At 29.0% G+C, this 14,396-nt stretch carries 12 protein-coding genes; 5 read left to right on the top strand and 7 right to left on the bottom strand.

Annotated features, from left to right (window positions below; all coding sequences use genetic code 11):
- Positions 1-477: 477 nt before the first annotated feature.
- A complete protein-coding gene (locus MHL31_RS08135) occupies positions 478-1,455 on the top strand; it encodes a polyprenyl synthetase family protein (RefSeq protein ID WP_240228736.1) in 978 nt (325 codons plus the stop codon).
- Positions 1,433-4,090 (top strand): DEAD/DEAH box helicase family protein, encoded by a 2,658-nt coding sequence (locus MHL31_RS08130; protein WP_240228734.1) that lies wholly within the window; start codon positions 1,433-1,435, stop codon positions 4,088-4,090. Before MHL31_RS08135 ends, MHL31_RS08130 begins: the two co-directional genes overlap by 23 nt.
- On the opposite strand, the gene MHL31_RS08125 is transcribed toward MHL31_RS08130, so the two are convergent.
- A complete protein-coding gene (locus MHL31_RS08125; protein ID WP_240228732.1) occupies positions 4,091-5,611 on the bottom strand; it encodes a GH3 auxin-responsive promoter family protein in 1,521 nt (506 codons plus the stop codon). It lies immediately after the preceding gene.
- 47 nt (positions 5,612-5,658) lie between these two features.
- Here MHL31_RS08125 and MHL31_RS08120 point away from each other — a divergent pair, with 47 nt between their 5' ends.
- Both MHL31_RS08120 and MHL31_RS08115 read left to right on the top strand, forming a co-directional pair.
- The gene (locus MHL31_RS08120; protein ID WP_240228731.1) at positions 5,659-6,456 is read left to right on the top strand and encodes a DUF2797 domain-containing protein; all 798 of its coding nucleotides are present in this window, start codon (positions 5,659-5,661) and stop codon (positions 6,454-6,456) included.
- Between the two features lie 23 nt (positions 6,457-6,479).
- On the top strand, positions 6,480-7,445 hold the full coding sequence (locus MHL31_RS08115; protein WP_240228729.1) for a YitT family protein: 966 nt from the start codon (positions 6,480-6,482) through the stop codon (positions 7,443-7,445).
- Between the two features lie 10 nt (positions 7,446-7,455).
- Here the strand turns inward: MHL31_RS08115 and MHL31_RS08110 are convergent, their stop codons facing one another.
- Positions 7,456-8,148: a queuosine precursor transporter gene (locus tag MHL31_RS08110; RefSeq protein WP_240228727.1), complete on the bottom strand. Its 693-nt coding sequence runs from the start codon at positions 8,146-8,148 to the stop codon at positions 7,456-7,458.
- Positions 8,149-8,225: 77 nt separating this feature from the next.
- Between MHL31_RS08110 and fabD the strand changes: the two genes are divergently transcribed.
- Positions 8,226-9,107, top strand: a complete 882-nt coding sequence (fabD, locus tag MHL31_RS08105; protein WP_240228725.1) for an ACP S-malonyltransferase — start codon at positions 8,226-8,228, stop codon at positions 9,105-9,107.
- Between the two features lie 121 nt (positions 9,108-9,228).
- Here fabD and galE read toward each other — a convergent pair whose 3' ends face one another.
- The 5 genes from galE to leuB form a co-directional block, all read right to left on the bottom strand.
- Positions 9,229-10,248 (bottom strand): UDP-glucose 4-epimerase GalE, encoded by a 1,020-nt coding sequence (gene galE / locus MHL31_RS08100; RefSeq protein WP_240228717.1) that lies wholly within the window; start codon positions 10,246-10,248, stop codon positions 9,229-9,231.
- Complete coding sequence (locus MHL31_RS08095) at positions 10,248-11,378, bottom strand: DegT/DnrJ/EryC1/StrS aminotransferase family protein (protein WP_240228715.1); 1,131 nt, start codon at positions 11,376-11,378, stop codon at positions 10,248-10,250. The genes galE and MHL31_RS08095 overlap by 1 nt, the downstream gene beginning before the upstream one ends.
- Before the next feature lie 87 nt (positions 11,379-11,465).
- Complete coding sequence (gene cysM / locus MHL31_RS08090; protein ID WP_240228713.1) at positions 11,466-12,353, bottom strand: cysteine synthase CysM; 888 nt, start codon at positions 12,351-12,353, stop codon at positions 11,466-11,468.
- Between the two features lie 3 nt (positions 12,354-12,356).
- Positions 12,357-13,145 (bottom strand): serine O-acetyltransferase EpsC, encoded by a 789-nt coding sequence (gene epsC, locus MHL31_RS08085; protein ID WP_240228712.1) that lies wholly within the window; start codon positions 13,143-13,145, stop codon positions 12,357-12,359.
- Positions 13,146-13,207: 62 nt separating this feature from the next.
- Positions 13,208-14,323, bottom strand: a complete 1,116-nt coding sequence (leuB, locus tag MHL31_RS08080; RefSeq protein WP_240228710.1) for a 3-isopropylmalate dehydrogenase — start codon at positions 14,321-14,323, stop codon at positions 13,208-13,210.
- Positions 14,324-14,396 lie beyond the last annotated feature (73 nt).

The following is a 14,396-nucleotide window of genomic DNA, read 5'->3' as shown; positions in this document are numbered from 1 at the left end:
GTATTTAATTATTTTGGCCTTTTTAAGTGTGCTAATTAGAATTATTAAGAATTGTAATTTTCAAACTTATTTTTTATCTATACATGCATAAATTGGTATAAAAACTATTTTAAGGGTTATACTGCATAACGGAATTGTATTATAAAAACAACTTTAATAAAACGCTTATTTTTAAGCGTTTTATTTTTTTATAGCAAATAGTTGTGTTTGTTTAAGTTTGCCCTAAAGTGCTTGTTTTTAGGGTTGTTAACTGTAGTGATAAGTGGTTTTTATATAAACTATATTAAAGCAGTATAAAACAATAAATTATTTTTTTTTATTGGTAAATAGTATTAATTTGTAATACTATAATTTAATGTTTTAAAGCGTGTATTTAAATGCTTTTTGGGTATTAAAATATTGAGAATTTTCAATAATTAAATATGCAGTCAAATTAATTTAGATTGGTATAAAAATTCTGTTATTTTTGTAATTGTTATGAAACCAGTAGAACTAATAAAACAGCCTATACTTAAAGAAATGGAGCTCTTTGAAAGTAAATTCAGAGAAGCTATGATAACTAAGGTTCCGCTGTTAAATAGAATTACACATTATATAGTTAGAAGAAAAGGAAAACAAATGCGACCGATGTTTGTTTTTTTGGTTGCTAAAATGGTTTCAAACGGTAGATTTGAAGAACGAACTTATAGAGGAGCTTCAATTATAGAATTAATCCATACAGCTACTTTAGTGCATGACGATGTTGTTGATGATAGTAATAGAAGACGTGGATTTTTCTCTGTAAACGCACTTTGGAAAAATAAAATAGCCGTTCTAGTTGGTGATTTTTTATTATCTAAAGGATTATTACTTTCAATAGATAATGAAGATTTTGATATTTTAAAATTAATATCAGTTGCTGTTCGAGAAATGAGTGAAGGAGAGTTACTTCAAATCGAAAAAGCACGTAAATTAGATATTACAGAAAGTGTTTACTTTGAAATTATTCGTCAGAAAACAGCAACTTTAATTGCTGCATGCTGTGGTATTGGAGCAGCTTCTGTTGGCTCTTCAGAAGAGGAGGTAGAAAAAATGCGACTTTTTGGAGAATTAATTGGAACCGCTTTTCAAATTAAGGATGATTTATTTGATTATACCGAAGCCCATATTGGAAAACCTACCGGTATTGATATTAAAGAACAAAAAATGACTTTGCCACTTATTTACACCTTAAATAATTGTTCTACCAAAGAAAAAAAATGGTTAATAAACTCGGTTAAAAACCATAATAAGGATAAAAAAAGAGTAAAAGAAGTTATTGCTTTTGTTAAAGAAAACGGAGGTATTGAATACACAATTTCTAAAATGAAAGAATACCAAACAAAAGCATTAGAAATTTTAAATACCTATCCAGATTCTCCATATAAAGAATCGTTGCTTATTATGATGAATTATGTTATTGAACGAAAAAAATAACCTAATTTTTAATAATTTTATAGGTTTTAAATTTACGTGGAGATCTTACCAAAAACTTTTTTTAGATAATTTTGAAACACATTTTGTAGATAATCATTTGCATGTTATTGCTCCTCCTGGAGCAGGAAAAACTATTCTTGGTATAGAAATGTTACGGCGTATAAATAAAAAAACGCTAGTGTTAACACCTACATTAACCATTAAACACCAATGGCAAGAGAAATTTAAAACTTTTTTTGATGTTGAAAATAAGTTTGTTAATTATTCTGATAATTTAAAAGAATTATCAGATTTAAATTTTAGTACTTATCAAGGTGTATTTTCGTTACGTAAAGATTTTGAAACTTCTGAAGACTTTATTAACTATTTTAAAAATAATGGTATTGAAGTGTTAGTTTTAGATGAAGCACATCATTTAAAACAAGAGTGGTGGAGAGTGCTTTTCGAGCTTAAGCAATATGCTAATTTAGCAATAATAGCACTCACAGCAACTCCTCCAATAGATAGTTCACCCTTGGAGCTTAACAGATATTTTAGTTTATGTGGAGAGGTAGACGATGAAATTTCAATACCAGATTTGGTAAAAGAAAGAGCATTATGTCCACACCAAGATTTTATTTATTTTTCAAAACCAAACGATGTTGAAATTGAATACATTGTTACTTTTAGAAAACGTATAGCAACATTTATCCAGTTTTTAAAAGAAGATGAAAAATTTATTAATTTTTTAAAAACACATGCTTTTTATAAGTTTCCTAAACAATATATTGAAGAAATTTATAATGATCCTTCATACTATTCATCTATTTTAATTTTTTTAAACGAATGTGGAGAGCTAATTTCACAAGAAAAATTACAGTTTTTAGGTTTTGAAAAAAATGAAACTATTGAGTTTCCAGTTTTAGATTTAAATTGGATAGCAATTTTATTACAAAAAATATTATTTGAATATAGAACCTCTTTAGAGTATTTCGAAGAGTCTTTAAGTTTAATTGAGAAAGATTTAAAAAAAGTAGGAGGAATTCATAATAAAAAAGTAAACTTATTAGCCAATCAAAAAATTTTTAAAAAAATAACAAATAGTACCAATAAATTACAAAGTATTGTCTCTATTGTGAAATTTGAAAAAGAACAGCTTAAAGGAGATTTAAGGTTGGTTATTTTAACGGATTTTATTAGAAAAGAATTTTTAGGTTTAAATGAAAATTATACCAAGCAAATTAATAAAATTGGAGTGATACCAATTTTTAATTATCTAAAAAAATATATTGAAGATACTTCTTCAATTGCTGTATTATCTGGATCTATTATTATTTTAAATAAGAGTTGTCTAGAAAAATTAAGTGATGCTATTTCACCTGAAGACTTTCATACAAAAAGTATAGATAATTCAAATAACTTTGTGGAACTTGTGGTAAGTAAGTCCTATAGAAATACAATTGTAGCAGTAATTACTCAGTTGTTTGAAAAAGGAGTTATAAAAATTTTAATTGGTACAAAATCTTTATTAGGAGAAGGATGGGATGCTCCTTCAATAAATTCATTAATTTTAGCTTCAAATATTGGTTCTTTTGCTTCATCTAATCAAATGAGAGGTAGGGCAATAAGGGTAAAACAAGCCAATAAAACTGGTCATATTTGGCATTTAGCAAGTATAGATACTACTCACGTAAATGGTGGTGAAGATATAAATAAACTTACTCAAAGATTTGAAGCTTTTACAGGTTTAAGTGTAATAGGAACTACTATTAAAAATGGAATTAAAAGGCTAAATATTCCTTCAAATTTTTATAATCTAGATTTAGATGAATTAAATAAAAAAACGTTTAATAAAGCTAAAAATAGAACGGATTTAATTAAAGATTGGGATACAGCTATTGCAAAAGGTTATAATATTAAAAAAATTGTAAAAGTTGATTATTTAACAACACCAGCTTTTAAGAAAGGTAAAAAAGCAGTTTATACTAAATTATCTAAAAATGGATTTATTGAATTGGGACTTGGTTTTTTATATTTTACAACTGAATACATAACCAATAATCTTGTTAACTTATTAAGAGGTAATTTTTTAATTGTATTAAAATATTTTATAGTAAGTTTATTTATTGTGTTTCTACCAAGAACATTAAAAGTAATTAGACTGTATTATGTTTTAGGAAATGTAGATAAGCTAGTTAGTAAAATTGGGAAAGCAGTTTTACAAACTATGTTACAATCAAATTTAATAAAAACAGATTTTAACACCATTCAAATTGAAGTTGTTAAAGATAAAAAAGGAGCAATTAGTTGTTCGTTAATTGGGGCGTCTTATTTTGAAAATTCACTTTTTGTAACAAGTTTAAATGAAATATTACAACCAATAAAAAATCCTAGATATATTATTTCACGAAAAAATTGGATGAAGGATAAAATAGGAATTTACAATATGCATTCAGTGCCAAATATTTTCGATTCTAATAAAAAATCAGCTACATTGTTTTATAAAAATTGGAAAAAGTATGTTGGAAAATCAGAGTTGCTTTATTCTAGAAGTTTAGAAGGAAAAAAATTATTGTTAAAAGCAAAAATTCAAAATCTAAAATATATTTCAGAAAACGATAAAAACACCTCTAAAACAGAGGTGCTTTGGAAGTAATTAATTTACCAATTCGAGTTCTAATAATTCCTCTAAATGTTTTCTAGAATTTGAAAGCCTTGGTATTTTATGTTGTCCGCCTAATTTACCTTTAAGTTTTAACCAATTGTAAAATAAACCTTCTGGAGCTACATTTACTTTAGGCATTTCTAAGGTTAAATCATGATACCTTTTAGCTTCATAATCTGAATTTATAGCTTTAATTGTGTTATCAAGTATTTCTGTAAAATAATCGATATCTTCTGGAAGTTTTTTAAATTCAATAATCCATTCGTGTCTACCACTTTTTTTGTTATCCATAAAAACAGGTGCAGCAGTGTATTCAGAAATTTCAGCATTTGTTTTTAAGCAAGCTTGTTTTAATGCTTCTTCAGCATTTTCTACAATTAATTCTTCACCAAAAACATTGATAAAGTGTTTTGTGCGTCCGGTTATTCGAATTCTATAAGGGTTTAATGATGTAAACTTTACAGTATCACCAATTAAGTAGCGCCATAAGCCACCATTGGTAGTAATAACAATGGCGTAATTGGTATTTAATTCTACTTGTTCAAGCGGAATAGCTTCAGAATCTTCACCATTAAATGCGTGCATAGGAATAAATTCATAAAAAATTCCATAATCGAGCATTAATAACATGTCTAAAGAATCATTTACATCTTGAATTGCAAAAAATCCTTCAGAAGCATTGTAGGTTTCGTAATATTTAAAATCTTTTTTTGGTATTAGTTTTTTAAATTGTTCTCTGTATGGATTGAAATTTACACCGCCATGAAAATATACTTCTAAATTTGGCCAAACTTCTAGAATATTATCTTTTCCTGTTTTTTCTAAAACTCTGTTTAATAAAACCAGCATCCAAGAAGGAACACCTACTAAACTTGTAATATCTTCGTTAATAGTTTCTTTAACAATTGCATTTAATTTGGTTTCCCATTCTTCCATTAAAGCAGTTTCTTGTTTAGGTGCACTTCTAAAATCTGCCCAAAATGGCATGTTTTCAATAATTATAGCAGATAAATCACCAAAATACGTGTCATTATCTTCATATACAGCACTGCTTCCTCCTAAACGTAAGCCTTTACCAGTAAAAAGTTGAGCTTCTTCATTATTGTTAAAATACAAACAAAGCATATCTTTTCCTGCTTTAAAATGGCAGTTTTCTAAAGCTTCATCGCTTACGGGAATAAATTTACTTTTAGCATTTGTTGTTCCACTAGATTTTGCAAACCATCTAATATGTGTAGGCCAAAAAATATTTTGTTCACCTTTTCTAGTACGATCTATTAAAGGTTCTATAGATTCGTATTGTTGAATTGGTACATTTTTTGTAAAATCTTTGTAAGTGTCTATTTTCGAAAAGTCATATTTAATTCCTATTTCTGTATTTTGAGCTTTATTTAATAATTTAAACAATAATTCATGTTGTACATCTATAGGATATTTTAAAAATAACTCCATTTGATGTTTTCTTTTTTTTAAGAACCAAGATATTATTGAATTTACTATTTGAAATGGCATATTTTAATCAGTATATTTGGAATGTTAAATTTAATAAAAAACTTTAAATGCAATATCAAACAGTACTAAAAAAAATGAAAACAGAATTAAACAATCAAGTTCAATATTACTTAGATGTTGAAAATGATTTTTTAGTTTTAAACCAATTATTAGATAAAGAAATTGAGATTAGTTTTGAAGGGTATCAATGTTTGTGTTGTGGTAAAGAAAAGAAAATTTTTAGACAAGGCTTTTGTTATGATTGTTTTTACAAAAGTGCTGCCGTTGGAGATTGGATAATGAAACCCGAATTAAGCACAGCACATAAAGATATTGAAGATAGAGATTTAGCCTATGAAAAAAGTGTTCAGTTAAAGCCACATATTGTATATTTAGCACTGTCAAGTAATGTAAAAGTAGGTGTAACAAGAAAAACCCAAGTGCCAACACGTTGGATTGACCAAGGTGCCTCAAAAGCAATTGAAATTGTTGAGGTTCCTAATAGATATTTGGCAGGTATTACAGAAGTTGCGCTTAAAGAATACGTAGCAGATAAAACAAGCTGGCAAAAAATGTTGAAAAATGATATCTCTAGTGCAGATTTGATTGAAGAACGTGAAAAATTAAAAAAATATATTCCAGAAGAAGTTCAACCTTACTTTTTAGCAAATAATAATAAAATTACAGAGGTAAATTATCCAGTTTTACAATATCCAACAAAAATTAAAACCTTAAATTTAGAAAAATCTCATGTATATTCAGGTAAATTAAAAGGTGTAAAAGGGCAGTATTTATTATTTGAAGATAATACCGTTTTTAACATTAGAAATAACGAAGGTTATAAAGTAATAATAACGGTTAATTAATTTTAGAGGAGAAGAAATAATATATGATTGCATTTATACATAATTTAATTGTTAAAACCGTAAAACGTAGATTTAAAAAAAGCTCGTTTAGACAAACTAAAAGATTGTCTGAAGAGGTTAAAAGTATAGAAGTAAGCATCTCTCATAGTGTACGAGAGGTGTTTTTTATTTTAATAGGTGTTGTTTCTGCCGGTTTTGGATTAAAAGGATTTTTATTGCCAAACTCTTTTATTGATGGTGGAGCAATGGGGATATCCTTATTAATTTCAGATGTTACAGGTTATTCCCTATCGGTATTAATTGTACTTATTAATTTGCCTTTTATAGTTTTAGGGTATTCTAATATTGGTAAACAATTTGCTTTAAAAAGTATTTTAGCAATTATAGCTTTAGCATTATCGGTTCATTTTATTCCATACCCTTTAATTACTTCAGATAAGTTGTTAATCGCTGTTTTTGGTGGTTTTTTCTTAGGAGGTGGTATTGGAATGTCTATTAGAGGTGGTGCTGTTATTGATGGAACAGAAGTTTTAGCAATATTTTTGAGTAAAAAATCAGGACTTACAATAGGTGATATAATTTTAATTTTTAACATTATAATATTTTCCTTTGGAGCCTATATTTTATCAATAGAAGTAGCCTTGTATGCAATGTTAACTTATATGGCTGCAGCAAAAACAATTGATTTTATTATTGAAGGAGTTGAAGAATATACCGGAATTTCAATAATTTCAACCAAAAGTGAAAAAATTAGGTTAATGATAACTGAAGATTTAGGACGTGGAGTAACCGTATATGTTGGAAAAGGTGGATTTGGAAAGCAAGAACAAGATTTAACTAATTTTGATATTATTTATACAATTGTTACACGATTAGAAATTGCAAGAATTAAAACCGAAATAGAAAAAATTGACGAGCATGCATTTATAATTATGAACAGTATAAAAGACACCAAAGGAGGAATGATAAAAAAAAGACCTTTAAAATAAGCACTTGTTTTTATTTAAAAAATGAAATTTCTTCTCCTTTCGCTAAATGAAATCGTTTTTTAAATAGGTAAACTATAAAGTATAAAATAGGAGTATCTAAAAGTGCAATTATAATTTTAAATAAAAAACCACTTAAAACTAAAGTCCCAAAAATATTCCAAGGTAAAACTTTAAAAATACACAGTAAACCTACCACCGTTACAGTGTCAATTAATTGTGAAGCGAAGGTGGAAAAATTATTGCGTAACCATAAATGTTCACCTTTGGTTTTTCTTTTCCAAAAATGAAATAGGCGGATATCAATAAATTGAGCAAATAAATAAGCTAACATAGAAGCTAAAACAGCAATAGGAGATAGTCCAAATACTTTTGTAAATATTTGGTTGTTAATAGGTGAATTATCAATTGCTGGAGTATAATTTGCAATAAGAACAATCAACATTGAAAAAAATGAAGCAAAAATACCTGCAATTACAACCTGATTTGCTTTTTTTCGCCCATAAATTTCTGAAATAATATCGGTAATTAAAAAGGTAATAGGGTAAGGTAAAATACCAACAGAAAGTTCAAATCTGAACCATCCAAAAGGATTCCAATAAAAAAATTTTTGAAAAATTAAATTTGAAGCTACCAATGCTGCAATAAACATGGATGCTAAAATTAAATAAATTGTAAAAGCTTCGGATTTTAGTTTTTGATTCATTACTATCAAGTTGATACGAATATAGTAATTTATTCTTATTTTTGTTTTTTTAATTTAAATCGAATAAAATAAATAGAATGAAAGCATATATATTTCCAGGTCAAGGAGCTCAATTTGTCGGAATGGGATTAGATTTATATCAAAGCTCACCCTTAGCTCAAGAACTTTTTGAAAAAGCAAACAGTATTTTAGGTTTTTCTATAACAGACATTATGTTTGAAGGTACTGCAGAGGATTTAAAACAAACAAAAGTAACACAGCCTGCAATTTTTTTGCATTCAGTAATTTTGGCAAAAACATTAGGAGATGATTTTAAACCAGAAATGGTTGCAGGGCATTCTTTAGGTGAACTTTCAGCTTTAGTTGCTAATGGAGTATTGACTTTTGAAGATGGTCTAAAATTGGTTTCTAAAAGAGCTTTAGCAATGCAAAAAGCTTGTGAAGCTCAAGAATCAACAATGGCTGCAGTTTTAGGTTTAGATGATAATGTTGTTGAAGAAGTATGTGCTAGTATTGATGGTGTAGTAGTGGCAGCTAATTATAATTGTCCTGGTCAGTTGGTTATTTCTGGTGAAATTTCAGCTATAGATAAAGCTTGTGAGTTGCTAACAGAAAAAGGAGCAAGACGTGCTTTAAAATTACCAGTTGGTGGAGCATTTCACTCTCCTTTAATGGCGCCAGCAAGAGAGGAATTAGCTGAAGCGATTAAAAATACTGTATTTAGTGAACCTATTTGTCCGGTTTATCAAAATGTTGTGGCAAAAGCGGTTACAAATCCAGATGAAATTAAAGGAAATTTAATAGCGCAATTAACGGCGCCTGTACGTTGGACACAATGCGTGCAAGCTATGATTGCAGATGGTGGAACAGAATTTGTTGAAGTTGGACCAGGTAAGGTTTTACAAGGTTTAATGCGTAAAATAGATAGAAGTGTTTCTGCTAGTGGAGCTGTTGCTTAGTTTCTAACGCTCAGTTGCAATTTGCGGTTAACAGTTTTATACAGATAAAATAAAAAGGGCTTTCAAATTTTATTTAAAAGCCCTTTTTTAATAGTGTGTTGTTACTTAAAATAGGAGTTGTTTACTTTTCGCTATTTAAAGCTTCTTGCCATTTCCAGGCAGAAAGTAAAGCCTCATCTAGAGTTAATTCAGCTTTCCATCCAAGTTCTTCATTTGCAAAATTTGTATCGGCATAAGCGGCTGTAATGTCGCCTTCCCGTCTATCTACTAATTTATAGTTTACTTTTTTACCAGTAACTTTTTCAAAAGTATTTATAACTTCTAAAACAGAATTTCCTTTACCAGTACCTAAGTTAAAAATTTCATATTGAGCTTTGTTATTATTTTCAATAAGTCTTTTTAAAGCAACAATATGTGCTTTTGCTAAGTCAACTACATGAATGTAATCTCTAACGGCTGTACCGTCAGGTGTATCGTAATCACTTCCAAAAACGGAAAGTTCTTTACGTATTCCAGCTGCAGTTTGTACTACATAAGGAATTAAGTTTTGAGGTATTCCAATAGGTAATTCACCAATTTTTGAAGATTCGTGTGAGCCAATTGGATTAAAATAACGCAATGCAATAGCTTTTAAATCTGAAATTTTGGTAGCATCTTTTATAATTTCTTCACCAATTTGTTTTGTATTTCCGTAAGGAGATTCCGCAGGTTTTATAGGTGCATTTTCTGTAATTGGAAGTTCATCTGCTTGTCCATAAACGGTACAAGATGAACTAAAAATAAAGTTATTTAAGTTGTTAGCTTTCATTTCTTGTAAAATAGAAATTAAACTACCAAGATTGTTTTCATAATATTCTAATGGCATTTGAACACTTTCACCTACTGCTTTAGATGCTGCAAAATGAATAATTCCATCTACTTTATTATTTGCGAAAAAATCTTTAACAGCAGTTTTTTCTCTTAAATCGATATTAAAATATGTAGGTTTTGTTCCTGTAATTGAAGTTATTTTATCTAAAACTTCAATGCTTGAGTTTGATAAATTATCAATAATAAGAACTTCGAAACCTTCATTTTGTAACTCTACAACTGTGTGTGAGCCAATAAATCCTAACCCTCCAGTAACTAAAACTTTTTTCATTATTTATTTATAAAATTTAAAATTGTTGATGTAATAAAATTTAATTGTTCTTCATCTAATTCTGTGTGCATTGGCAAAGAAATAACAGTATCAATTAATTCATTTGTTACTTTAAAATCATCCTCATTATAACGTTTGTCTTTATATGCTTTTTGACTGTGAAGTGGTACAGGGTAGTAAATGGCATTTGGAATTCCATTGTCTAGTAAATGTTGGTGTAATTCGTTTCTTTTACCAGTTAAAATTTGTAATGTATATTGATGAAAAACATGTGATGTAAAGTTGCTTGTGGCAGGTGTAATTATGTTTTCATTTCCAGCAAAAGCATTAGAGTAGTATGCAGCGGCTTTTTGTCTAGCTTCACAATACGAATCTAGAAGAGGTAATTTTACATTTAAAACAGCTGCTTGTACGCTGTCTAATCTAGAATTAACACCTACAACATCGTGGTAATAGCGTTTGTACATTCCGTGGTTTACAATTCCTCTAATTGTATGTGCTAAATCATCATCATTTGTAAAAATAGCACCACCATCACCATAACAACCTAAATTTTTTGAAGGAAAGAATGAAGTTGTACCTATATTTCCAATAGTTCCTGCTTTTTTAGTTGTGCCATCTTTAAAGGTGTAGTTGGCACCAATAGCTTGTGCTGTATCTTCAATTACAAATAAGTTATATTCTTTTGCAACTTCTAAAATTGCCTCCATATTTGCACATTGTCCAAATAAATGTACTGGAACAATAGCTTTAGTTTTTGGGGTAATTGCTTTTTTTAATGCTTCAATATTTATGTTAAAAGTATCTTTTTCAACATCTACTAAAACAGGAGTTAAATGTAATAAAGCAATTACTTCAACAGTTGCAGCAAAGGTAAAATCAACTGTAATAACTTCGTCTCCAGGAGCTAGTCCTAATCCCATCATAGCGATTTGAAGAGCATCGGTACCATTTGCACAAGGAATTACGTGTTTTACATTTAAATAAGTTTCTAAATTTTTTTGAAAAGACTGGACTTCCGGTCCATTTATATAAGCTGCAGATTTTAAAACTTCTGAAATTTTAGAATCAACTTGTTCTTGTATTTTGGTGTATTGACTTTGGAGGTCAACCATTTGTATTTTTTTCATGGTAAGATTTGTATGTATTCTAACAAACAAAAATACAATAAAAGAGGTTGCTATCCAATCTAAAATACGGATAGTTGCTATAACGTTTTATTCAAATAAATCAGATGATAAATAACGATCTCCACGATCGCAAATTATGGCAACTATAATGCCTTTTTCTATAGTTTTTGATAATTTTAATGCTGCAGTTACGGCTCCACCACTGCTCATTCCTGCAAAAATACCTTCTTCTTTTGCAAGTCTTTTAGTCATTTTTCTAGCTTCATTTTCGCTAACTTCAATAACGGTATCTACTTTTTTAGGATTAAATATTTTGGGCAAAAATTCTGGAGACCATTTTCTTATACCCGGAATTCTAGAATTATCGGTTGGTTGTGCGCCAATTATTTGAATGTTGTTATTTTTTTCTTTTAAAAAGGTAGAAGTTCCCATAATGGTACCGGTTGTACCCATTGCAGAAACAAAATGGGTGATTTCTCCATTAGTATCTCTCCATATTTCTGGTCCAGTAGTTTTATAATGTGCTTGCCAATTAGCTTCATTAGCAAATTGATTAAGCATTTTATATCCTTTTTCTATTACTTTTTTTTCAGCATAAGCTCTGGAGCCTTCAATGCCAGTTTCACTAGATGTTAAGGTAACTTTTGCGCCATAAGCTCGCATAGTTTGCACCCTCTCTTTAGTAGAGTTTTCTGGCATTACCAATTCAATATTGATTCCGAATTGTTGTGCAATCATTGCTAGTGCAATACCCGTATTTCCACTTGTAGCTTCAATTAAATAGTCTGTTTTTTGGATGTCACCATTTTTTAAAGCTGAAGCTATCATGTTGTATGCCGCTCTATCTTTTACGCTTCCTCCAGGGTTATTTCCTTCTAACTTAAGATAAAGCGAAACATTTTCTTTGGTTAAAATATTTTTAGCTTTAACTAAAGGTGTGTTCCCAATAAAATCGAATAAACTTTTAGTTTTCATGTACTATTTTTTTTGTTTCATTCTAATTTCTGCTTTGTGATAGACTAAAGAGTTTTCTGGAATTGATTCTGTAATCCAAACATTACCACCAATTATGCTATTTTTTCCTATAATGGTTTCTCCTCCAAGTATGGTTGCATTGGCATATATTGTTACATTGTCTTCAACCGTTGGGTGTCTTTTTACATCTTTTAAATCCTTAGAAACTTGTAATGCACCTAAAGTAACTCCTTGGTAAATTTTTACATGGTTTTTAATTAAGCAAGTTTCACCAATTACAGTTCCTGTAGCGTGGTCTATAAAAAATGATTTTCCAATAGTTGCTCCTGGATGAATGTCTGTACCAGTTTTACTATGAGCATATTCACTCATTAACCTTGGAATTAATGGTGTTTTAAGCTTATACAATTTATGACTTAATCTATAAATAGCAATAGCAAAAAAACCAGGGTAAGCTAAGTAAACTTCTTCTATATTATTAGATGCAGGGTCGCTGTTTACCAATTCTTGTGCGTCTAAATTTAAATCTTCTAAAATTTCTGGAAGTTCAGATAAAAAAGAATTCCAAATTGAACCGCAAGATTCAGCATCAACTCTGCAGGCTAATTTATAAATTTCATTAAAATCTAGCTCTAATTGTTCTATGTTTTTGGCAACACATGCGTTTGCATCAAATAATGTATAAAATAGTTTGTTTGTAAATTTTTCAGTTTTAGATTTTAAATTAAAATCTAAATGCGGCTTATTTTTACTAGAAATAATTTTATGGATACTACGTTCTTTGTCAGTCATTTTTACTGCATCTTTTCAAGATTGGTCGAAGAATTTTTATTTTACTAACAATTAATTACAAACTAAATAATTGTTGACTGTCCTAAATCAATATTATTCTTGTTGTAAAATGTATTTTCATCATCTAAAATAAAATCGCTTAAAAAATTCCCAACATTAGTTGTTGAAAAATGATTGGTGCTATTTAAATCGGGTGTTGTTATGTTTAACTCAATTGATTTTTCAACAGCTGATCTAATTGCTTCAGCCTCCTCATGTAATTCGAAATGATCTAAAAGCATTGCTGCGGATAATACTGCGGCTAAAGGATTTGCTATATTTTTTCCTTTTGCTTGTGGATACGAGCCATGTATTGGTTCGAACATAGCAGTATTTGTGCCAATGGAAGCAGAAGCTAACAGGCCTATGGAGCCTGAAATAACACTTGCTTCATCAGATAAAATATCTCCAAACATGTTTTCTGTTAAGATTACATCAAACTGTTTTGGGTTTAAAATTAGTTGCATTGCAGCATTGTCAACAAGTAAAAAGTCTAAATTTACAGTTGGGTAATTTTTAGAAATTTCTATTACACGTTTTCGCCATAATCTTGATGTTTCTAAAATATTAGATTTATCAACCAATGTTAATTTTTTTCGCCTAATTTGTGCACTCTTAAAAGCTAAGTGGGCAATTCTATCTATTTCTTCAATAGTATATTTACAAACATCAGTAGCTTCATTACCATTTTCACTTAATTCTTTATGACCAAAATAAATACCACTTGTTAGTTCTCTAAAAATAACAAAATCTACATCTTTTATTACTTGTGCTTTTAAGTTAGATTGATCAATTAGAGCGTCATAGGTTGCTAAAGGGCGTATATTGGCAAATAAGTCCAGACTTTTTCTTAGTTCTAATAAACCTTGTTCTGGTCGAACATTAATTGTTAGATTATTATCATATTTTGGATCGCCAATAGCTCCAAATAAAATTGCATCTGCATCAATACATGTTTTTAAAGTTGCGTCGGGTAATGGATTTCCGGTTTCCTCTATAGCAACTGCGCCAATGTTTGCATATTTATATACAAATTTATGGTTGTATTTTTCGGCAACAGCATCTAATGTTTTTACTGCTTGTTGTGTTACTTCTGGACCTATTCCATCGCCTGGAAGCAAAGCGATATTTAATTTCATAACTATATTAATTGAGTGTTTTTAATCTAAAATTTAGGTGAATTTAAGTTATTATTTTTAATAAAACACAAAA

Source organism: Lutibacter sp. A80 (assembly GCF_022429645.1).
In the GTDB taxonomy this organism is placed as follows: Bacteria; Bacteroidota; Bacteroidia; order Flavobacteriales; family Flavobacteriaceae; genus Lutibacter.
This window is presented reverse-complemented; position numbering and strand designations above follow the sequence as displayed.

Bases quoted from the DNA above. Each gene is read 5' to 3' on its own strand.
- MHL31_RS08130 (WP_240228734.1), top strand. From the start codon at position 1,433: ATGTTATTGAACGAAAAAAATAACCTAATTTTTAATAATTTTATAGGT.
- MHL31_RS08115 (WP_240228729.1), top strand. From the start codon at position 6,480: ATGATTGCATTTATACATAATTTAATTGTTAAAACCGTAAAACGTAGA.
- MHL31_RS08095 (WP_240228715.1), bottom strand. From the start codon at position 11,378: ATGAAAAAAATACAAATGGTTGACCTCCAAAGTCAATACACCAAAATA.
- cysM (WP_240228713.1), bottom strand. From the start codon at position 12,353: ATGAAAACTAAAAGTTTATTCGATTTTATTGGGAACACACCTTTAGTT.
- MHL31_RS08120 (WP_240228731.1), top strand. From the start codon at position 5,659: ATGCAATATCAAACAGTACTAAAAAAAATGAAAACAGAATTAAACAAT.
- fabD (WP_240228725.1), top strand. From the start codon at position 8,226: ATGAAAGCATATATATTTCCAGGTCAAGGAGCTCAATTTGTCGGAATG.
- galE (WP_240228717.1), bottom strand. From the start codon at position 10,248: ATGAAAAAAGTTTTAGTTACTGGAGGGTTAGGATTTATTGGCTCACAC.
- epsC (WP_240228712.1), bottom strand. From the start codon at position 13,145: ATGACTGACAAAGAACGTAGTATCCATAAAATTATTTCTAGTAAAAAT.
- leuB (WP_240228710.1), bottom strand. From the start codon at position 14,323: ATGAAATTAAATATCGCTTTGCTTCCAGGCGATGGAATAGGTCCAGAA.
- MHL31_RS08110 (WP_240228727.1), bottom strand. From the start codon at position 8,148: ATGAATCAAAAACTAAAATCCGAAGCTTTTACAATTTATTTAATTTTA.
- MHL31_RS08125 (WP_240228732.1), bottom strand. From the start codon at position 5,611: ATGCCATTTCAAATAGTAAATTCAATAATATCTTGGTTCTTAAAAAAA.
- MHL31_RS08135 (WP_240228736.1), top strand. From the start codon at position 478: ATGAAACCAGTAGAACTAATAAAACAGCCTATACTTAAAGAAATGGAG.